The sequence below is a fragment of the Streptomyces sp. P9-2B-2 genome (genome assembly GCF_030406865.1).
GTDB classification, from domain to species: domain Bacteria; phylum Actinomycetota; class Actinomycetes; order Streptomycetales; family Streptomycetaceae; genus Streptomyces; species Streptomyces platensis.
In genome coordinates this window covers 5,598,640-5,617,838 of sequence record NZ_CP129126.1, presented here as the reverse complement: position 1 = coordinate 5,617,838, position 19,199 = coordinate 5,598,640, and the positions used below count along the sequence as shown (strand labels likewise).

15 protein-coding genes are annotated in these 19,199 nt (G+C 73.2%); 5 read left to right on the top strand and 10 right to left on the bottom strand.

Annotated elements, in window-relative coordinates:
- The first annotated feature begins 9 nt into the window (after positions 1-9).
- Complete coding sequence (locus QT196_RS24725) at positions 10-759, top strand: RDD family protein (RefSeq protein WP_266733974.1); 750 nt, start codon at positions 10-12, stop codon at positions 757-759.
- Positions 760-876: 117 nt separating this feature from the next.
- The gene (locus QT196_RS24720; RefSeq protein WP_168481021.1) at positions 877-1,449 is read left to right on the top strand and encodes a hypothetical protein; all 573 of its coding nucleotides are present in this window, start codon (positions 877-879) and stop codon (positions 1,447-1,449) included.
- A 70-nt stretch (positions 1,450-1,519) separates the two neighbouring features.
- Here QT196_RS24720 and purH read toward each other — a convergent pair whose 3' ends face one another.
- On the bottom strand, positions 1,520-3,079 hold the full coding sequence (gene purH, locus QT196_RS24715) for a bifunctional phosphoribosylaminoimidazolecarboxamide formyltransferase/IMP cyclohydrolase (protein ID WP_290355707.1): 1,560 nt from the start codon (positions 3,077-3,079) through the stop codon (positions 1,520-1,522).
- Entirely contained in the window at positions 3,076-3,732 is a 657-nt protein-coding gene (gene purN, locus QT196_RS24710) for a phosphoribosylglycinamide formyltransferase (RefSeq protein ID WP_168481019.1), read from the bottom strand. Before purN ends, purH begins: the two co-directional genes overlap by 4 nt.
- A 245-nt stretch (positions 3,733-3,977) precedes the next feature.
- On the opposite strand from purN, the gene QT196_RS24705 reads away from it, so the two are divergent.
- Positions 3,978-4,859: a hypothetical protein gene (locus QT196_RS24705; protein WP_168481018.1), complete on the top strand. Its 882-nt coding sequence runs from the start codon at positions 3,978-3,980 to the stop codon at positions 4,857-4,859.
- 53 nt (positions 4,860-4,912) lie between these two features.
- Here the strand turns inward: QT196_RS24705 and QT196_RS24700 are convergent, their stop codons facing one another.
- Complete coding sequence (locus tag QT196_RS24700; RefSeq protein WP_290355706.1) at positions 4,913-6,556, bottom strand: DUF6350 family protein; 1,644 nt, start codon at positions 6,554-6,556, stop codon at positions 4,913-4,915.
- A gap of 99 nt (positions 6,557-6,655) precedes the next feature.
- Here QT196_RS24700 and QT196_RS24695 point away from each other — a divergent pair, with 99 nt between their 5' ends.
- Positions 6,656-7,579, top strand: a complete 924-nt coding sequence (locus tag QT196_RS24695) for a sigma-70 family RNA polymerase sigma factor (RefSeq protein WP_290355705.1) — start codon at positions 6,656-6,658, stop codon at positions 7,577-7,579.
- 110 nt (positions 7,580-7,689) lie between these two features.
- Here the strand turns inward: QT196_RS24695 and sucD are convergent, their stop codons facing one another.
- Positions 7,690-8,574, bottom strand: coding sequence for a succinate--CoA ligase subunit alpha (gene sucD, locus QT196_RS24690; protein ID WP_018089556.1), 885 nt, complete (start codon positions 8,572-8,574; stop codon positions 7,690-7,692).
- Between the two features lie 20 nt (positions 8,575-8,594).
- Positions 8,595-9,770, bottom strand: a complete 1,176-nt coding sequence (sucC, locus tag QT196_RS24685) for an ADP-forming succinate--CoA ligase subunit beta (protein WP_168481015.1) — start codon at positions 9,768-9,770, stop codon at positions 8,595-8,597.
- Positions 9,771-10,632: 862 nt separating this feature from the next.
- Here sucC and QT196_RS24680 point away from each other — a divergent pair.
- Positions 10,633-11,529 carry a peptidoglycan-binding protein gene (locus tag QT196_RS24680; RefSeq protein ID WP_168481014.1) on the top strand — a complete coding sequence of 299 codons (897 nt, stop codon included), beginning with the start codon at positions 10,633-10,635 and terminating at the stop codon, positions 11,527-11,529.
- A gap of 133 nt (positions 11,530-11,662) precedes the next feature.
- On the opposite strand, the gene QT196_RS24675 is transcribed toward QT196_RS24680, so the two are convergent.
- The 5 genes from QT196_RS24675 to QT196_RS24655 all read right to left on the bottom strand — a co-directional run bounded on the left by QT196_RS24675 (position 11,663) and on the right by QT196_RS24655 (position 19,054).
- A complete protein-coding gene (locus tag QT196_RS24675) occupies positions 11,663-13,045 on the bottom strand; it encodes a hypothetical protein (RefSeq protein ID WP_290355704.1) in 1,383 nt (460 codons plus the stop codon).
- A 94-nt stretch (positions 13,046-13,139) separates the two neighbouring features.
- Positions 13,140-14,000 carry a hypothetical protein gene (locus tag QT196_RS24670; protein ID WP_168481012.1) on the bottom strand — a complete coding sequence of 287 codons (861 nt, stop codon included), beginning with the start codon at positions 13,998-14,000 and terminating at the stop codon, positions 13,140-13,142.
- A gap of 133 nt (positions 14,001-14,133) precedes the next feature.
- Positions 14,134-15,426, bottom strand: coding sequence for a VWA domain-containing protein (locus tag QT196_RS24665; protein ID WP_290355703.1), 1,293 nt, complete (start codon positions 15,424-15,426; stop codon positions 14,134-14,136).
- Positions 15,423-17,903, bottom strand: a complete 2,481-nt coding sequence (locus QT196_RS24660) for a DUF5682 family protein (protein WP_290355702.1) — start codon at positions 17,901-17,903, stop codon at positions 15,423-15,425. Before QT196_RS24660 ends, QT196_RS24665 begins: the two co-directional genes overlap by 4 nt.
- Positions 17,900-19,054 carry an AAA family ATPase gene (locus QT196_RS24655; RefSeq protein ID WP_168481011.1) on the bottom strand — a complete coding sequence of 385 codons (1,155 nt, stop codon included), beginning with the start codon at positions 19,052-19,054 and terminating at the stop codon, positions 17,900-17,902. Before QT196_RS24655 ends, QT196_RS24660 begins: the two co-directional genes overlap by 4 nt.
- Positions 19,055-19,199 lie beyond the last annotated feature (145 nt).

Genomic DNA, 19,199 nt, shown 5'->3' with positions numbered 1-19,199 from the left:
AAACAGCAGATGAGCTTTGGTGACCCGAACAACCCGTACGGGCAGCAGCCGCCGCAGGCGCCGCAGGGCCCGTACGGCCAGCAGCCGCCGGTCCCGCCGCAGCAGGGCCAGCCCGGCTACGGCTACCCCCAGCAGCCCCCGCAGCAGCAGCAGTACGGCTACCCCCAGCAGCAGGCCGTCCCGCCGCAGCAGCAGGCCTACGGCGCCTACCCGCAGCAGGCGGCGATGCCTTACGGCCAGCCGATGCCGGGCATGCCCATGGGGTACGCGAGCTGGGGTTCCCGGCTGGGCGCCTTCCTGCTCGACGGCCTGATCATCGCCGCGGTGCCGATCATCCTGTACATCGTCAGCATCGTCATGGCGGCCGGCTCCGCCGTCACCCCGGACTACTCCGGCTGCTCGACGGGCGACTACACCTGCATGCAGAACGCGGCCAACGACGCCGCGTCGAGCAGCACGCCGGTCGGCGCCATCATCCTGTCGATCCTCGCGTGGCTGCTCATGATCGGCGGGACCTTCTTCCTCATCGCCAAGGAAGGCGCCTCCGGCCAGACCCCGGGCAAGAAGGTGATGGGCGTCAAGGTCATCAAGGAGGCCACCGGCCAGCCGCTCGGCTTCGGTATGACCTTCGTGCGCTACCTCTGCCGCTACCTGAACGGCCTGCTGTGCGGCCTCGGCTGGCTGTGGCCGCTGTGGGACGACAAGAGCCAGACCTGGGCGGACAAGCTCGCCGGCACCGTGGTCGTGAGCGTCAAGTAAGCCCGCTCTGGGCTGCACGGACACCCTGAACAGCCCCCGAAGGCCCCCTCGCCACCGCGAACGGGGCCTTCGCGGCGCTCGCCGATACCGCCTCAAGTCGCCCGAAGGACACCGCTCGTGAGCTACCCCAACCAGAATCCCTACGGTCAGCAGCCGGGACAGCAGCCCAACTACGGCTACCCCCAGCAGCCCCCGCAGCCGCAGCAGCCGATGGCCCCGTACGGCGGCTACCCGGGCGGTCCCACGCCCGGGATGCAGCCGCAGTACCCCATGGTGATGCCCGGTGGCGTCAAGGCCGCCCGGGTGCTGCTGTTCGTGCTGTCCGGCCTGAACCTCATCGGCCTGGTCCTCGCGGTGATGGGACTGGGCGGCGTCAGCAAGGCCTCGCACGAAGCCACGCTGGACACCGCCGCGGACGACATCACGGCGATGAACGTCGGCAAGGGCCTGCTGATCGCGGTGATCGTGATCATCGTGATCTTCACCGCTACCGCGATCACGCTGGCCCTCCAGTTCGCCAACGGCGGCGGCGGGGTCCGGGTCGGCACCATCGTCTTCGGTGTCGCCAACATCATCCTGAGCCTGTGCACGTTCCCGATCGGCCTGGTGCACACGGTCCTCGGCGTTCTGGTGCTGGTCTTCGTCTCCAAGGACGAGGGCAACGCCTGGTTCAACCGGCCGCGTTACTGAGCGCGGCGGACGCGAGCGACCGAGGGCCGCACCCCACGCGGGGGTGCGGCCCTCGGGGCGTTTGTGCGGCTCAGTGGAAGAAGTGCCGGGTGCCCGTGAAGTACATCGTCACGCCGGCCTTCCGCGCGGCCTCGACGACCTGCTCGTCGCGGACCGAACCACCGGGCTGGGCCACGGCCTTGACGCCGGCCTCGGCCAGCACCTCGAAGCCGTCCGGGAACGGGAAGAAGGCGTCGGAGGCGGCGTAGGAGCCCCGCGCCCGCTCCTCGCCCGCACGCTGCACCGCGAGCTTCGCGGAGTCGACGCGGTTGACCTGACCCATGCCGACGCCGACCGTGGCGCCGTCCTTGGCGAGCAGGATCGCGTTGGACTTGACGGCACGGCAGGCCCGCCAGGCGAAGGCCAGCTCGGCCAGTTCCGCGGCGGGCAGCGCGTCGCCGCTGGCCAGCGTCCAGTTCGCCGGATCGTCGCCCTCGGCCTGGAGGCGGTCGGTGACCTGGAGCAGCGCACCGCCGTCAACCGGCTTGACCTCTACGGGGTTCGACGGCGCCTCGGGGCAGCGCAGCACCCGGATGTTCTTCTTGCGGGCGAGGATCTCGACCGCGCCGTCCTCGTAGCCGGGGGCCACGATGACCTCGGTGAAGATCTCGGCGACCTGCTCGGCCATCGCCACGGTGACCGGGCGGTTGACGGCGATGACGCCGCCGAAGGCGGACAGCGGGTCACAGGCGTGCGCGTTGCGGTGCGCCTCGGCGACATCCGCGGCGACCGCGATACCGCACGGGTTGGCGTGCTTGATGATCGCGACGCAGGGCTCGCTGTGGTCGTACGCGGCCCGGCGCGCGGCGTCGGTGTCCGTGTAGTTGTTGTACGACATCTCCTTGCCGTGCAGCTGCTCGGCCTCCGCGAGCCCGCCGCTGCCGTCCACGTACAGCGCGGCGCCCTGGTGCGGGTTCTCGCCGTAGCGCAGGACGTTCTTGCGGGAGTAGGTGGCGCCGAGGAACTCGGGGAACGTCGCGTCATCCGCGTAGCCGTCGAGGAACCAGGAGGCGACCGCCACGTCGTAGGCCGCGGTGTGCTGGAAGGCCTCCGCCGCCAGCCGCTTGCGCCCGTCCAGCGCGAAGCCGCCGTCGGCGACGGCCTTGAGGACCTCGCCGTAGTGGGCGGGGTTGACGACGACGGCGACCGACGGGTGGTTCTTGGCGGCGGCGCGGACCATGGAGGGGCCGCCGATGTCGATCTGCTCCACACACTCGTCGGGGGTGGCGCCGGAGGCCACGGTCTCCCGGAACGGGTAGAGGTTGACGATGACCAGGTCGAACGGCTCGACGCCGAGCCCGGCCAGCTGCTGACGGTGGTCCTCCAGGCGGAGGTCGGCCAGGATGCCGGCGTGCACCTTCGGGTGCAGGGTCTTGACCCGGCCGTCGAGGCACTCGGGGAAGCCCGTCAGCTCCTCGACCTTGGTGACCGGCACCCCGGCCGCAGCGATCTTCGCGGCCGTCGATCCGGTGGAGACCAGCTGGACGCCCGCCGCGTGCAGGCCCTGCGCCAGCTCCTCCAGCCCGGACTTGTCGTAGACGCTGACCAGCGCGCGGCGGATGGGCCGCTTCGTGCCTTCGGTGACGGTCACGAGATACGTACCTTTCGTCCCTCAATGCGGTAGCCGTGCCGGGCCAGTTGCCCCACGACCTCGACGAGCAGCGATCGCTCGACTTCCTTGATGCGCTCATGCAGCGCGGATTCGTCGTCCTCGTCCCGGATCCCGACCACGCCCTGGGCGATGATCGGGCCGGTGTCGACACCGTCGTCGACGAAGTGGACGGTGCAGCCGGTGACCTTCGCGCCGTACGCGAGTGCGTCGCGCACGCCGTGGGCACCGGGAAAGCTCGGCAGCAGCGCCGGGTGGGTGTTGACCGTGCGGCCGCCGAAGCGGGCGAGGAACTCCTTGCCCAGGATCTTCATGAAGCCGGCCGAGACCACCAGGTCGGGCTCGTACGCGGCGGTCGCCTCGGTGAGCGCCGCATCCCAGCCCGCACGGCTGTCGTAGTCCTTGACCCGGCACACGAACGTCGGGAGCCCGGCGGCCGCGGCACGCTCCAGACCCGCGATGGCACCCCGGTCGGCGCCGACGGCCACGATCTCGGCCCCGTACACCTCCGGACCCTGCTCGGCGATGGCGTCCAGCAGCGCCTGAAGGTTCGTCCCGGAACCGGAGACGAGCGCGACGATGCGGGCCGGGCGGCCGGGTCGGGCGGGCTGGACGGGGGGTGGGGAGGAAGCCACGGCGGGGCTCTTTTCCGATCTCGCGTGCTTTGTGTGGTCGTACAAGACTGCGGGTACCGCAGATCCGGGGAACCCTACGAAGGCGCCGACCGTCAGCAACGATACCGGCACACCGCGCGGCCCCCACGGGACGGGGGCGGGCACGGGAGGTAGCGTCAGGCGTAAGACTGCATGCAGTTCGTGGTAACCGTGCGCCGGCCGCCGAGGCCCGCGCACGGACGAGACAAGGGGAAGACACACCTCAGATGACGGACCGACGCCGCCGCGCGGCCCTCCTGCTCCTGCTGCCCGCCACCGCCCCCGGGGCGGTGCTGCTGCCGCGGGAGCGCAAGTCGCCGTCCTCGTCGTCGGACCCCACCACCCCGGACTCCCCGGACACCGAACGGGACAACCCCTTCGCCCCGCCGCCGGCCGACGCCCCCGACCAGGCCTGGCGCCCGCGCCACCCCGCCCCGCACCGCTCCGGCCAGGACGGCGACGGCGACGAGGAGCAGCCGCAGGACGAGTCGACGCCGAGCTGGGGCAGCCAGTGGAGCCCCCGGCAGCCGGGGCGGCAGAACGGCGGCTTCGGCACCCGGCCCGGCGGGCGCAACGGTCAGCAGGGCGGCCCCGGTGGCGCCGGCGGTCCCGGCGGCCCCGGCGGACTGCGCTGGGACCCCACCGACCCGGCCCAGCGCCGGGCCCGTTACGCACTCCTCGCCGGTATGTGGTCGTTCTTCTTCGTGCTGTTCAGCCTGCCCGAGGTCGCGCTGCTGCTGGGTGCGCTGGCGATCTACTGGGGCATCAGCGCGCTGCGTGCCAAGCCGAGCCCCGCGAAGGCCTCCGCCGCGGCGACCACCGCCGCCATGGAGGGCCGCCCCGCGCCCGCCGCCGAGCAGCCCGACCGCGCCGACCGGCCCGGCGCCCCGTCCGCACCCGGCTCCACCCGGCCGCAGGTCACCTCCGCGATCGCGGGCCTGGTGACCGCGTCGCTGGCGCTGATGATGGTGGCCGCGACCTTCACCGTGCAGATCGTCTACCGCGACTACTTCACCTGCGTCAATGACGCCCTGACGCAGTCGGCCGGCAAGTCCTGCGAGAACCTGCTCCCCAAGGAGCTGCGGCCGCTGCTGAGCACGCGGGAGTAGGGGGGCGCTCCGCGGAGGCCCCCCGGGGGGCCGGTTCGGTGTCGTCGATGCCGTCAGTCGTCTGCGGGTGCGTCGGGGCCGGTCGCGCAGTTCCCCGCGCCCCTGAGGGGGGCGGGCGTGCCGCATTGGACTGCGGCCAGGGCGCTGCCGGGCGGGGCCTCGCCGTCGCTGTCGTGCTGGGTGCCACTGTCGGGCTCGGCGTCGCTGTCGTTCCCGCTGTCGCTGTCGACCTTCGCGGTGCCGTCTCCGGCGTCTGTCGTGGCGCCGCCTTCGTCCTTCGTGCTCGACGGCTCCTGCCGGGCCGGTTCGTTTCGCTGCGCTTCGGCCTCCCCTCGTGGGGCGCGCAGCCACCAGACCCGTAGGGCGAGCGCGGTCGGGATGCCGGTCAGGGCGGTCCAGGCCGCTGCCGCCAGGCCCGTGAGCCACCAGCTCGGGCCGAAGGCGGCGAGCGCGCCGGTGCCGAGTGCGCCGCCGGCGAGGGCCGCGAGCGCGGCCATGACCACGCCGCAGACGCCTGCCCCCAGGGCCGCCACACAGGCCGTCGGCCACCAGGACCAGGGCGCGCCCGGGGAGTTCGGCGTGGTGGCGGAGCGGGCCACTTCACGGGCGAGCAGCACCCCCGCCGCCACGGGCACGACGGCCACCGCCCAGGTCAGCGGGTTTCCGGGGCCGGCGTCGGGCAGCCCGCTGAGCAGGGGCAGCTGCGGCAGCACGGGATGTGCCGAGGTCCCCAGTGGGGCGACCGTGCTGCCCGCGCCGACGGTGAACCCGGGCCCCAGGCCGTATGCGGCGCCCCAGACGGCCGCGTTCGGGAGCAGGGCCAGGCACAGCAGCAGCACCGTGGCGCGGCCCGCCCAGTCGGGCGCCAGCTGGAGGAGGTCGTGGCGTACCCGGCCCGCGTGCAGGCCGAGCGAGAGCAGGGTGAGCAGACCGCCGGCCGCCAGCAGGGCGCCGAGGGCGGCACCGGCGGACCGGCACACGGTGCCCCGGCGGGCGGCGGCGACCCGGGAGCCGCCGAGGAACGCCCGCAGCCGACGCGGCGCCCTGGACCTGAGCCGCAGGACCTTGGCGGGCAGCAGCTCGGTGCCGGGGTGGCGGAGGAGGCGCCAGGCCGTGCCGCCGAGGATGGCGGCCGTGGTGGCCGGTACGCACAGCAGCACGCTGAGCGGCTCGGCCCGCAGCCGTCCGCTTGAGGCGTAGATCAGCGCACCGGCCACGATCAGCAGATATCCGGTGAGCAGGGCGCCGAGCAGGGTGCGCGGCGGGACCCGGTGGGCGACGTCCGCAGCGGGACCGGTGGATGGGGCGGCACCGGTGGACGGGGCGGGGCCGGGCGGGCCGTCGGCCGAGGTGGCCAGGGCGTGGCGGGCGGCCCGGTGGAGCAGCCAGAACGGGAGGACGGCGAGCAGCAGCGGGGTCACGGCGACCGGGGCGGCGGAGTGGGCGGCGGTGCGGACGAGGTCGCCGCCGTGCGCCAGCAGCCACAGGTCGGCGGCGAGATGCAGGGCCCGGGAGGGGTCGCTGTCGGGGTAGGGGGAGGCGACCCAGAGCAGCAGCACGGCGACCGTCAGCGCACCGAGGCCGAGACCGGCGGCCGTCACCCCGCCGAGGAAGGCCGCGCCGATCGCGGAGGAGCGCTGGGCGGCGGTCCGGCCGTGCGAGGACAACGTGGGGCCGCGCTCGATCAACTGGCTCACGCCGCCATGCTGCCAACAAGACACCTTTTCGCCATGTACTGGCGAAATGCCCGACGTGTCGCACCGCACCGGTGCGGCGGGTTTTCCACACTGCTGTGTATGACCCAGCGCGAGCAGGCCGCCACCGCCTTCGACGATCTCCACACCCGGCACGCCGCGGCGCTGGCCCAGCAGGCGTATCTGCTCACCGGGCGGCCGTGGCTCGCCCGGCGGGCCGTGGAGCGGGGGTTCCGGCTGGCCTGGCAGCGCTGGCCGGAGGTCGCGGTGGATCCGGATCCGGCGGGGTGGGTGCGGGCGGCGGTGTACGAGTACGCGCTGACGCCGTGGCACCAGTACTGTCCCGGGCTGCGGACCGCTCGCGGCCTGCGGAACACGTCGGCCGCCGAGCCGTCGGCCGCCGAGCCGTCGGCCGCCGAGCCGGACCACGCGCTGTCGGCGGCCCTGCTGAGCCTGCCCGCCCCGTACCGGCGGGTGCTGCTGCTGCACGACGTGCTCGGGCTCGGGCCGGAGGAGACCGCGGCCGAGATCGAGGCGAGCGTCCCGGCCACGACGGCGCGGCTGGCGCACGCACGCGAGCGGCTCGCCGAGCTGCTGCCGGGGCTGGGGCTCGGCGGGCAGCCGCCGGTACGGCAGGGCGAGATCCTGCGGGCCCGGATCACCGCACTGCCGGACGTGGCGCCGACGGCCCCGCTCACCGCGGAAGACGTACGGAGCGGCAGCGCGCGCAGCGCCCGGCGGATCACCCGGGCGGCGTTCGGCGGAACCGGGCTGTTCGCGCTGGTGACGCTGGTGATGATGGCCCTCACCCCGGCCCCCTACACGCCGCCGGAGCGGCACCGGGCGACCGCTGCGCACACCCGGACGGCACCGGCCCGGGACCGGGGCGCGGAGGCCCGGGACCACCGGAACGCGGCACGCGACCGGAAGGCCGCACGGGAGCGGCGGAACGCGGCCAGGGAGCAGGGGAACGCGGCCGTACGGAAGAAGATCCGGCAGGCCCGGCTGGCCCCCGAGCTCCGCTGATCCGTACGGTCCCGCCCCCGGGAACGGGCGCGGGCCCGCACCCCGAGGGGTACGGGCCCGTGTCCGGGTCACTGCGCCGCAGGACGGGTCCGGCGGCGCGGGAACGCCAGTCAGCCGCCGAGGATCTCGCGGGCCAGACGGGCGGTCTCCGAAGGGGTCTTGCCGACCTTGACGCCGGCGGCCTCCAGGGCCTCCTTCTTCGCCTGGGCGGTGCCGGAGGAGCCGGAGACGATGGCGCCGGCGTGGCCCATGGTCTTGCCCTCGGGCGCGGTGAAGCCCGCGACGTAGCCGACGACCGGCTTGGAGACGTTGGCCTTGATGAAGTCGGCCGCACGCTCCTCGGCGTCGCCGCCGATCTCACCGATCATCACGATCAGGTCGGTGTCGGGGTCCGCCTCGAACGCCTCCAGGGCGTCGATGTGCGTGGTGCCGATGACCGGGTCGCCACCGATGCCGACGGCCGAGGAGAAGCCGATGTCACGGAGCTCGTACATCATCTGGTAGGTCAGCGTGCCGGACTTGGACACGAGACCGATGCGGCCGGGCTTGGTGATGTCGCCCGGGATGATGCCGGCGTTGGACTGGCCGGGGGTGATCAGGCCGGGGCAGTTCGGGCCGATGATCCGGGTCTTGTTGCCCTTGGCCTTGGCGTAGGCCCAGAAGGCGGCGGAGTCGTGCACCGCGATGCCCTCGGTGATCACGACGGCCAGCGGGATCTCGGCGTCGATCGCCTCGACGACGGCGGCCTTGGCGAAGGCCGGCGGCACGAAGAGCACGGACACGTCGGCGCCGGTCTTCTCCATCGCCTCGGCGACGGAGCCGAAGACGGGTACCTCGGTACCGTCGAAGTCGACGCTGGTGCCGGCCTTGCGCGGGTTCACACCGCCGACGATGTTGGTGCCGTCACCGAGCATCAGCTTGGTGTGCTTCATGCCAGTGGCACCGGTCATGCCCTGGACGATGACCTTGCTTTCCTTGGTCAGGAAGATAGCCATGGTTGTTGTGTCCTCGTCCTTTACTTAGCAGCCAGCTCGGCGGCCTTGTCGGCCGCGCCGTCCATGGTGTCCACGCGCTGCACCAGCGGGTGGTTGGCCTTCGACAGGATCTCGCGACCGAGCTCCGCGTTGTTGCCGTCGAGGCGCACGACCAGGGGCTTGTTGACGTCCTCGCCCTTGGACTTGAGCAGCTCCAGGGCCTGGACGATGCCGTTGGCGACCTCGTCACAGGCGGTGATGCCACCGAAGACGTTGACGAAGACGGACTTGACGTCCGGGTCGCCGAGGATGATCTCCAGGCCGTTCGCCATGACCTCGGCGGAGGCGCCGCCACCGATGTCGAGGAAGTTGGCGGGCTTGACGTTGTTGTGCGCCTCGCCGGCGTAGGCGACGACGTCCAGGGTGCTCATGACGAGACCCGCGCCGTTGCCGATGATGCCGACCTGGCCGTCGAGCTTGACGTAGTTCAGACCCTTGGCCTTGGCCGCAGCCTCGAGCGGGTTGGCTGCGTCCTTGTCCTCCAGCGCCTCGTGCTCCGGCTGGCGGAACTCGGCGTTCTCGTCCAGGGACACCTTGCCGTCGAGGGCGATGACCTCGCCGCTGGCGACCTTGGCGAGCGGGTTGACCTCGACGAGGAGCGCGTCCTCGGCGACGAAGGTCTTCCACAGCGTCACCATGACGTCGGCGACCTTCTCGGCAACCTCGGCCGGGAACTTCGCCTGGGCGACGATCTCGCGGGCCTTCTCGATCGAGACGCCCTCGTTGGCGTCGACCGGGACCTTCGCGAGCTCGTCGGGCCGGGTGGCCGCGACCTCTTCGATGTCCATGCCGCCCGCGACGGAGGCCATGGCCAGGAAGGTGCGGTTGGTGCGGTCGAGGAGGTACGAGACGTAGTACTCCTCGGCGATCTCCGGAGCGGTCTCGGCGATCATCACCTTGTGGACCGTGTGGCCCTTGATGTCCATGCCCAGGATCTGACCGGCCTTCTCGACCGCGTCGTCCTCACTGGTGGCCAGCTTCACGCCGCCGGCCTTGCCGCGGCCACCGACCTTCACCTGCGCCTTGACGACCGACTTGCCGCCCAGTCGCTGGGTCGCCTCGCGCGCCGCCTCAGGCGTGTCGATGACTTCACCGGCCAGCACCGGTACACCGTGCTTGGCGAAGAGGTCCCTCGCCTGGTACTCGAACAGGTCCACGCGCGTCCGTCCCTTGTCTTCTCAGAATCGCCGTAGTGATCGCGGTTCGTTCGTCTGCGATGGGCGTGCCGCGAAGGGCAACGTGACGGCGCTGTCACTGAGGGAGGCGTACACGGTGACCGGATACGCGGCATGTCCGTCCGGCAGGTTATCGCCGCAGGCGCTGAGGCCCTAAATCGCAGATCACACTCCGGCGGTGATTACCATCACAGATCTTTTGGCCAAGTTGCGCCTCCCTGAGATTTCCGCATGTTGTCGGGTGGATTTCCTCCGTCCCGAACGCATATGTGGCGGAGAGGTGATCCGCGGCGGCCGGCCGCCGGCTCCGTTGTCACGCACCGTGCGCTCCCGCGTTGCGCACGGTTCGCGATCTCCTCCCGATACGCCCCTGTGCGCCCCGTCTCAGGCGATTCCGGTTCCGGTGCCGCGGGAATCCAGTTGGGAAGAAGTGGCGACTCCCGCGCACAGGACCTCCGCAGGCGGTGTCCGGAATGGCCTCTTGACCCTCCAACTCCCGCTTACGGACACTGTGTTGAGCACATACGCATACTTACGCATCAGAAGCCCCCCCCCCGGCCCCGCCCGCCGTCCCCATTCCCGATTTCCCGGTGTCCTCGCACTCGGCGCCCGAAGGGATTGGCGGGGAATGCCGACACCAACGCCCTCTCCCCTGTTTATGCGGAAGAGCTTCCCCGCCGCATCCGCGGCATCACCACCGTCACCCCATCCGTCACCCCGTCCGTCACCCGGCCCGGGACCGCTGCCGCCGGCGCACCCGGCGCGCACCGCTCCACCGGCCGATACGGATCACCGGCTGCGCCACCCCGGCCGCAGCCGCGGTCGACGAGGAAGGAATCGCCTGATGGCCACCCCGCTGACCGCGAGCCGGCTGCTGAAGGCACTGCGCGACGAGGGCCTGGTGGTCCATGAGGTCCGCAGCTGGCGTACGCACAACCGGAACGCGAAGGGTCCCTGGGGCCCGACGCACGGCGTGATGATCCACCACACCGCCACCGAGGGCACCGACACCTCGGTGGACCTCTGCTACGACGGGCGCTCCGATCTGCCGGGCCCACTGTGTCTGGGCGTGATCGACAAAAAGGGCGAGGTCCATCTCGTCGGCAACGGCCGCGCCAACCACGCCGGGCTCGGCGACGGTGACGTACTGCGCGCGGTGATCAACGAGGACCCGGACCTGCCGACGGACAACGAGGCGGACACCGACGGCAACCGTCACTTCTACGGCTTCGAGTGCATCAACCTCGGGGACGGCAAGGACCCGTGGCCCGAGGAACAGCGGGTCGCCATGGAGAAGGCGACGGCCGCGATCTGCCGGGCGCACGGCTGGAACGAACACTCGGTGATCGGCCACAAGGAGTGGCAGCCCGGGAAGGTCGATCCGCGCGGTATCGCGATGGACGACCTGCGCGGCCGGGTCAAGAAGCGGCTGGCGAAGGCGGCGGAGGGCGCGCCGGAAACGGACGGTACGGAGCCGGACGGCTCGGGGCCGCGGTACGAACCGTTCCCGGGCCGGGACTTCTTCCGGTCGGGGACCAGCAGCCCGGTGATCACGGCGATGGGTGAACGGCTGGTCGCCGAAGGGTGCGACCGCTACGAAGAGGGCCCCGGACCGGAGTGGACCGAGGCGGACCGCGGGTCGTACGCGGCCTGGCAGCGCAAGCTCGGCTTCCGCGGCAAGGACGCGGACGGAGTGCCGGGCAGGGTCAGCTGGGAACGGCTGCGGGTTCCCAACTCGTAGTGGACAGCGGCTCGTTGCCGCGCAGATACACCAAGGCCGGGCGGCCCTCCCCCACAGAGGTCCGCCCGGCTGTTCTTGGGTGTTCCGGCATCGGTCACCGCCGTGACCGGGAGCCGGTGGTGCCGGCTGTGGCTCAGACGGCCTGAACCGGGAGGGCCGGCAGCGCCGGGATGTTGGCGGCGTTGGTCAGGTCGGCCAGGTCAGCGGGCACGGCCGGGACGGCAACGGCGTCAGTCAGGTTGGCGGGGACGGCAGGCACGGCCGGGACGGCAACGGCGTCAGTCAGGTTGGCCGGGACCGCGGGCACGGCCGGGGTGGCCGGGAGGGCGTCGGTCACGTTGGCCGGGACGGCGGGCACGGACGGAACCGCGGGCACGGACGGCACGGACGGAACGGCGGGCACGGACGGGACGGCCGGGACAGCCTTCGCCGGGGTCAGGCTCCGGGCGCCGGTCACGGCCTGGCCGGCGGTGTCCTGCGCGTCGGTCGCGACGACGGTGGCCAGACCCTGCGCGAACGGAACGGCGTCAGCAGCCGCACCCTGCGCGAAGGCCACCGTGTCGGTCGCCTTGCCCTGCGCGAACGGGGCCGCCTTGCCGGCCTCATCCTGCGCGAACGGCACCGCGTCGGTGGCCACGCCCTGGGCGAACGGCACCGCGTCGCCCGCGGCACCCTGCGCGAACAGCTGCGCCTGGCCGCCGACGACGGTCACGAACGGGGTGGCCTGTCCGGCCGCGTCACCGGCGAGCTGACCGGCACCGCCGACCGCACCCTGGGCGACCGGCACGACCTTGATGACGACCCGGCGGGCGACCGGCGGCAGCGCGTCGGCGGCGGCCTGGTCGACGACCGGACGCGCGGTGGCCAGCGCACCCTGGGCCTGCTTCGCCAGCTGCTCGGGACGGACGCCGGCACCGGCGAGACCGGCCAGCAGGTTGTCGGCCGAGCCGGGGGCCTTGGGCAGCGCGGGAGCCTTGGGCAGCGCCGGGGTGCCGGGCAGGGACGGAACGCCCGGGGTGGCGGGCAGCTTCGGAACGGCGGGCAGCGTGCCGTCCGTGAGGCGGCCGGCCTGGCCGAGGTCGGCGCCCTTGGCGGCCTTCTTGACGGTCTTGACGGCCTTCTTGGCCTGCTTCAGCCCGGCGGCCTTGCGCACCTCACCGGTGTCCGGCAGACCGGCACCATTGGCCTGCTTCTGCACGCCGTCGGCCGCACCGGACACGTCACCGGCCTGCGGCAGCTTGCCGGTGGGCAGGTTCGGGGCCGACACGCCGCCGAGGGCGCCGGTGGCCTTGTCCGCCACCTGACCGACCGTCTTCTTGGCGGTCTCGGCGGTCTTGGTCGCGGTGCCGGCCAGATCGCCGGTGGGCAGCTGCTTGGCGGCGCCGGTGACGGTGCCGGTGGCCGGCAGGTCCGAACCGACGGGCAGCTCGGCGGCGTTGGCGGCCGCGGAGCCCAGGGCCCACAGACCGGTGGCGGCAGCGGCAACGACGATGGAACGGCGAATGTTCGAGCGCATGGAGGTGATGTCCTTCGAATTCAGGAGGGGTGTAAGGGCAGACCTGTCCCGCCCCCGCGCGGCAGGTCCAGTTACAGACGCGGAGCGGTCTGCCCTAGCCCGGGAATTCGAGGATTTCTTCGGCACGCCGACGCGTCGGAGCGCCATCGGCCGTGCGGACGCCACCGGGCAGCAGCCGGAAGCGCGTGGGGTCCGCCGGAGCGGCGGCGTGCTGGTCCCCGCCACGGGGGCCGTGGCCGTCACCGGCGGTGTGCGAGGCGGGCGCCACCGGGCCCTGCGGGTGCTGCCCCGGAAGGCCGTCGTGGCCCGGGTCCCGCTGCTCGTGAACGGTGGCCGAGGAGCCCTCGGAGACCGGCTGGTGCAGATCGTCGAGGAGCTGAACCGCCTCGGCGGCGGCAGCGCGGCCGGCCGTGTCAGCGGTCCGCGAACCGGCCGACGGTGCCGTGCCCGGCGTACGGCCGTGCCCGTGCGGGCCGCCGTCTCCGGGGTGTTCGGTGTGCTCACCGGACGGGAGGTGCACGGGCAGCGCGGCACCGGCCGAGTCCCCGATCTCCCGTACGACGCGGCCCACCGGCTCGGTGACCGGTGCGGTCCGCTCGACGGCGGGCCGGACGGCCTGCGCCACCGCGTCGGACGCGGCATGGGTGCGCTCGGCGAACCGCGCGCCGGACTCCGCGCCCCGGTCGGTGACCGCGGCCCGGGAACCGGACAGCCGGCTCGCCCCGTCCCGGGTGGCGGCCCGGTCCGGGGTCGGCACCTCGGCGGCGGGCCGCGCCGGGGCCGTGGCCCCGGGCAGCTCCGCGCTCTGCGCGCGGTCGTCGGCATGGGCGCCGGGACCGAAGGCGAAGCCGAGGGCGACGAAGCCCACCAGGAAGAACCCGGCCAGCAGCGCACGCCGCACGGCCACCGTGCGCGGCAGGCGCACAGTGGCAGGCAGGGCGAACACAGCAGACAAGGAGGGACCTTCCCCTACGGACGGGGACGCCCGGGAGACATACCCCGGGGTCACACACGTCGCGGGCGATCGAGCGATGAGCTGATACTTGCATGGGCAACCAGGTGCCGCGCAAGTCCCCCCGGGCTACCTGTCACCGTTGCTCCGCCATGTCCGGTATGGGCAGCGGCCGTTTCTCGATCGCGGCCGCCATCACGTCCGGGAAGAGATCCGGCGTGCAGGCGAACGCCGGTGCGCCCAGGGCCGCGAGGGCTGCCGCGTGGTCCCGGTCGTAGGCGGGCGCCCCCTCGTCCGACAGCGCGAGCAGCGTCACGAACTGCACACCGGACGCCTTCATCGCGGCCACCCGCTTGAGCATCTCGTCCCGGATACCGCCCTCGTAGAGGTCGCTGATGAGGACGACGACGGTGTCGGCGGGGCGGGTGATGCGGGACTGGCAGTAGGCGAGCGCGCGGTTGATGTCCGTGCCGCCGCCGAGCTGGGTGCCGAAGAGGACATCGACCGGGTCGTCGAGTTGGTCCGTCAGATCGACCACCGAGGTGTCGAAGACGACCAGCCGGGTGTCGAGGGTCCGCATGGAGGCCAGCACCGCGCCGAACACCGAGGCGTAGACGACCGAGGCGGCCATCGAACCGGACTGGTCGATGCAGAGCACCACATCCTTCTTCACCGACTGCGCGGCGCGGCCGTAGCCGATCAGCCGCTCCGGCACGACCGTGCGGTACTCGGGGAGGTAGTTCTTGAGGTTCGCCCGGATCGTGCGGTCCCAGTCGATGTCGCGATGGCGCGGCCGGCTGATACGGGCGGAGCGGTCCAGGGCGCCGGTGAGGGTGGCGCGGGTGCGCTGCGCCAGCTTCATCTCCAGCTGTTCGACGACCTTGCGGACGACGGCGCGGGCGGTCTCCTTGGTCGTCTCCGGCATGACCTTGTTGAGCGACAGCAGGGTGCCCACGAGATGCACATCCGCCTCGACGGCCTCCAGCATCTCCGGCTCCAGCAGCAGCGCGGACAGCCCCAGCCGGTCGATGGCGTCCCGCTGCATCACCTGCACCACGGACGACGGGAAGTACGTCCGGATGTCGCCGAGCCAGCGGGCCACCCCGGGCGCCGAGGCCCCGAGCCCCGCCGAACGCCGGCCGCCGTCGGCCGTCTTGGCGCGGCCCTTCTCCCGCCCGTAGAGCGAGGCCAGCGCGCCGTCCATCGCGGCGTCCCGGCCACTGAGCGCACACCCCGTCCCGTCCGCCCCGCCACCACCGAGCACCAGCCGCCAGCGGCGCAGCCGTTCGGCCTCGGGGGTGGGGACGGGGGGCGTGGTCGGGGTCGGGGTCGGGGTCGGGGTCGTTGCTGGGGTGGCGGTCGTGGTCGTGGCCGGGGCAGGGGTGGTGGTCGTAGTGGTGGCCGTCGGGTCCGGTGTCGTGTGGGTCATGTCCGTGCCCCCGTGAGGTCGTCGGCCGGGCGGGAGGGGTCGGCCCATTGGGAGGGGTCGGCCGGTCGGGATGGGTCCGGCTGTTCGTCGTCGAAGCCGTGCTGTCCGATGCCCAGCAGCATGCGGAGCGTGGGGAGGACGGCCGCGGCACGGTCGCGGTCCAGGCCGGGGCCGAAGCCGGGCACGGCCGCGTCCGGGGCGTCGCCGGCCGGGTGGCGGGGTGCCGTCGCGGGACCGCGGCGGACCAGTTCGCCGAGGGTGCGCCGCGCTCCGGTCTCGTACTCGGCGAACGTGCGGCGCAGCAGCGGGAGGACGTCGGTGAACGCGGCGTCCGGCACACCCGCCAGCCAGCCGTCGACCAGCGCCAGCAGACGGGCGTCATGGACCAGCAGCATGCCGCCGTCCCCACCGCCGACGAACCCCTCGATCCAGCCCGCGGCCTCGGTGGGCGGGGTGCCCTGCGACAGGGCGAGTCCCATCAGCCGCTCCGCTTCCCCGTCGCCCAACTCGCCGTCGTCCAGCAGGAGCCGGGCCGCCCGGCCGCGGAGCAGACCGGGCACGGCGTCCCGTTCGCTGACCGCCCGCAGCACTCCGGCCCAACGGGCCCGCAGCTGCTTCCCTTCAGCCTGCAGCTCGCGCTCCGGCTGACCGAGCAGGCCGACGGCCTGGTGGGTGGCGTCGAGATGGCCGCGCATCTCGGCCGCGCCGTCGGCGTCCAGCCCGAGGCAGGCCGGTGGCAGTCCGACGAAGACCCGCTCGGCCAGGCCCGTGGCCACCTCGCGGAGCGCGGCGGCGTCCGTGCCGCGCACATCGCCGTAGCGCACAGACCGTACGAGGGCGGGCAGCGCCTGGGCGAGGTGCCCCACATCCGCGTCCAGCGCCGCGCGGTCCGACAGCGCCTGCATCACCATGGGGAGGGCGTCGGGGAGTTCGGCGAGCAGACAGCGCTCGGCGAGCGCCGTGACCTCGGCGAGGCCGGTCGCCCCGGCCGCCTCGGACGCGGCCTTGGCGGTGGCGGCCGAGAGCACGGTCGTACCCCAGATGCCGGCCTCCGCGACCCGTACGGAGAGCTCCGGCTCCCAGCGCAGCCGCCAGGTCTCCCGGAAGGTGCCCGTGCTGCCGCGGGAGCGGGTGGGCTCGCCCCAGGGGATGCCGAGCAGCCGCAGCCGGTGCAGCAGCCGGCTGCGCCCGGCGTCGGTCTCCTTGCGCAGGTCCAGCTCCAGTTCCCGTTCCAGAGCCTCGGGTTTGAGCCGCAGCGTGCGGCGGCTGCGGTCGATGTCCTGTTGCAGCGGCACCGCGGGGGCGTCCTCCGGGACCTCGCCCAGCACCTCGCCGACCACCAGCCGGTCGTGGATCAGCGAGGACGGGGCGTCGGTGCCGTCGCCCATGACGGCGCGCACCGCGTCGTCCAGCTCCGTCAGCCCGGCGAGCGGGCGGCCGCGGACCGTGGCCAGCCCCTCGGCGAGCCGTACCGCTTCGATGACATGCGCCGAGGAGACCGCGTAGTCCTCCGCGCGGAGCAGCCCGGCGACCTTGGTCAGCCAGCGTTCCACCGGGCGGTCGGGGGCGCTGAAGAGATGGCCGTACCAGCCGGGGGAGGCGATTCCGGCGCCGTAGCCGCTGCGACGGGAGAGCCGGCGGTGTGTCCAGGGCACCCAGGTCACCGCCGTCTTCACCTTCGGCAGGCCCTTGAGCAGCTGCCGGTCGGCGGTCAGCGTGGTGCGCCGCGCCAGGGCCGGGACGTGCCAGGCGCCGCACACCACGGCGAGGTCGTCCCCGAACTCCCGTCGCGCGGCCCGCAGCCGGAGCCGCATATGGGCCTCCCGCACCGGGTCGCGGTCATGGCCCCCGTCGCCGTAGGTCTCCCGCAGTGCGCCCATCGCCTCGGCGAGCGCGGCGAACGGCGCCAGCGCGTCCGCGCCGGCTCCCCCGCTCCCGCGGTGCTCGATCACGTCCTCCCACCAGCGCTCGGGGTCGTCGTACCCGGCCGCCTCGGCCAGCACCCCGATCGGGTCGATCCGCACCTCGGCGCCGGAGCGGGCCTCCTGCCCGCCGGTCGCCTCGTCCGCCCTCTCCTGATCGTCCGCCGACTCCTGATCGTCCGCCGTCGCCTCGTCGTCCCCCCGCGCCAGGGAGTGCGCCGCGGGCAGATCGATGAAGCGGACGGGGACGCCGTGTGCCAGCGCCCAGCGCATCGCCACCCACTCCGGGGAGAACTCGGCCAGCGGCCAGAACGCGGCGCGGCCGGGGTCGTCCTGCGCATGGGCGAGCAGCGCGACGGGTGGCCGCATCCCCTCCTGGGCGGCCAGCGGCACCAGTGCGTCCGCCTCCGGCGGCCCCTCGATCAGGACCGCGGCCGGCCTGCACTGCTCCAGGGCGGCCCGCACCGCCCGCGCCGACCCGGGGCCGTGATGGCGCACCCCGAGCAGCACCGGCCCGCCGCCCCTGTTGGCCGTTCGCTCGCTGCGCTCGCTCATGCGCTCACCTCACGGCAGGCGCGGTAGAAGTCCTTCCAGCCGTCGCGCTCGCGCACCACGGTCTCCAGATACTCCTGCCAGACGACACGGTCGGCCGCGGGGTCGCGCACCACGGCGCCCAGGATTCCCGCGGCCACGTCGCCGGAGCGCAGCACACCGTCCCCGAAGTGGGTGGCCAGCGCCAGCCCGTTCGTCACCACCGAGATGGCCTCGGCCGTGGAGAGGGTGCCGGACGGCGACTTGAGCTTGGTCCGGCCGTCGGTGGTGAGGCCGGAGCGCAGTTCGCGGAAGACCGTGACGACCCGGCGGATCTCGTCCAGACCCTCCGGTCCGGCCGGGAGGTCCAGCGAACGCCCGATCTGCTCGACCCGGCGGGAGACGATGTCCACCTCCTCGTCCGGGGTGGCGGGCAGCGGCAGCACGACGGTGTTGAAGCGGCGGCGCAGCGCACTGGAGAGCTCGTTGACGCCGCGGTCGCGGTCATTGGCGGTGGCGATCAGGTTGAAGCCGCGGACCGCCTGCACCTCCTGCCCCAACTCCGGGATGGGCAGCGTCTTCTCCGACAGGACGGTGATGAGGGTGTCCTGTACGTCGGCGGGGATACGGGTCAGCTCCTCGACCCGCGCGGTCATGCCCTGCGCCATCGCGCGCATCACCGGGCTGGGCACCAGCGCCTCGCGGCTGGGGCCGTGCGCGAGCAGCCGGGCGTAGTTCCAGCCGTAGCGGATCGCCTCTTCGGGGGTGCCTGCGGTGCCCTGCACCAGGAGGGTGGAATCGCCGCTGACGGCCGCCGCCAGATGCTCGGACACCCAGGTCTTCGCGGTGCCGGGCACGCCCAGCAGGAGCAGGGCGCGGTCCGTCGCGAGGGTGGTCACGGCGACCTCCACGATCCGGCGCGGGCCGACGTACTTGGGGGTGATGACCGTGCCGTCGGCGAGGGTGCCGCCGAGGAGGTAGGTCGCGACCGCCCACGGCGAGAGCCGCCAGCGCTCCGGCCGCGGCCGGTCGTCGGCCGCCGCGAGGGCCCGCAGCTCGCCCGCGAAACTGTCCTCGGCATGCGGCCGCAGCGCCTCGCCGCCCGCGGCATCCGGCGCCGCCCCCGCGGTCTGCCGGCTCGTGTCGTCGGTCGTCCCGAAGCTGTTCGCGGACATGGTTCCCCCTCGTCGCACGTGTGCGGCCGGAGCCCGAAATCGTGGCGGCCGCTTGCGGAATCAACCCTGCACCACGCCACTGACAATCACCCGAAAAAGCAGCGCTGGCCTGCAAGTTCGTGGCGGCGCACGGCGATTGTCAGTG

Excerpts from the sequence above, each read along its gene's own strand:
- QT196_RS24675 (WP_290355704.1), bottom strand. The coding sequence starts at position 13,045 with ATGCGCTCGAACATTCGCCGTTCCATCGTCGTTGCCGCTGCCGCCACC.
- sucD (WP_018089556.1), bottom strand. The coding sequence starts at position 8,574 with ATGGCTATCTTCCTGACCAAGGAAAGCAAGGTCATCGTCCAGGGCATG.
- QT196_RS24680 (WP_168481014.1), top strand. The coding sequence starts at position 10,633 with ATGGCCACCCCGCTGACCGCGAGCCGGCTGCTGAAGGCACTGCGCGAC.
- QT196_RS24665 (WP_290355703.1), bottom strand. The coding sequence starts at position 15,426 with ATGACCCACACGACACCGGACCCGACGGCCACCACTACGACCACCACC.
- QT196_RS24655 (WP_168481011.1), bottom strand. The coding sequence starts at position 19,054 with ATGTCCGCGAACAGCTTCGGGACGACCGACGACACGAGCCGGCAGACC.
- QT196_RS24695 (WP_290355705.1), top strand. The coding sequence starts at position 6,656 with ATGACCCAGCGCGAGCAGGCCGCCACCGCCTTCGACGATCTCCACACC.
- QT196_RS24660 (WP_290355702.1), bottom strand. The coding sequence starts at position 17,903 with ATGAGCGAGCGCAGCGAGCGAACGGCCAACAGGGGCGGCGGGCCGGTG.
- QT196_RS24725 (WP_266733974.1), top strand. The coding sequence starts at position 10 with ATGAGCTTTGGTGACCCGAACAACCCGTACGGGCAGCAGCCGCCGCAG.
- QT196_RS24705 (WP_168481018.1), top strand. The coding sequence starts at position 3,978 with ATGACGGACCGACGCCGCCGCGCGGCCCTCCTGCTCCTGCTGCCCGCC.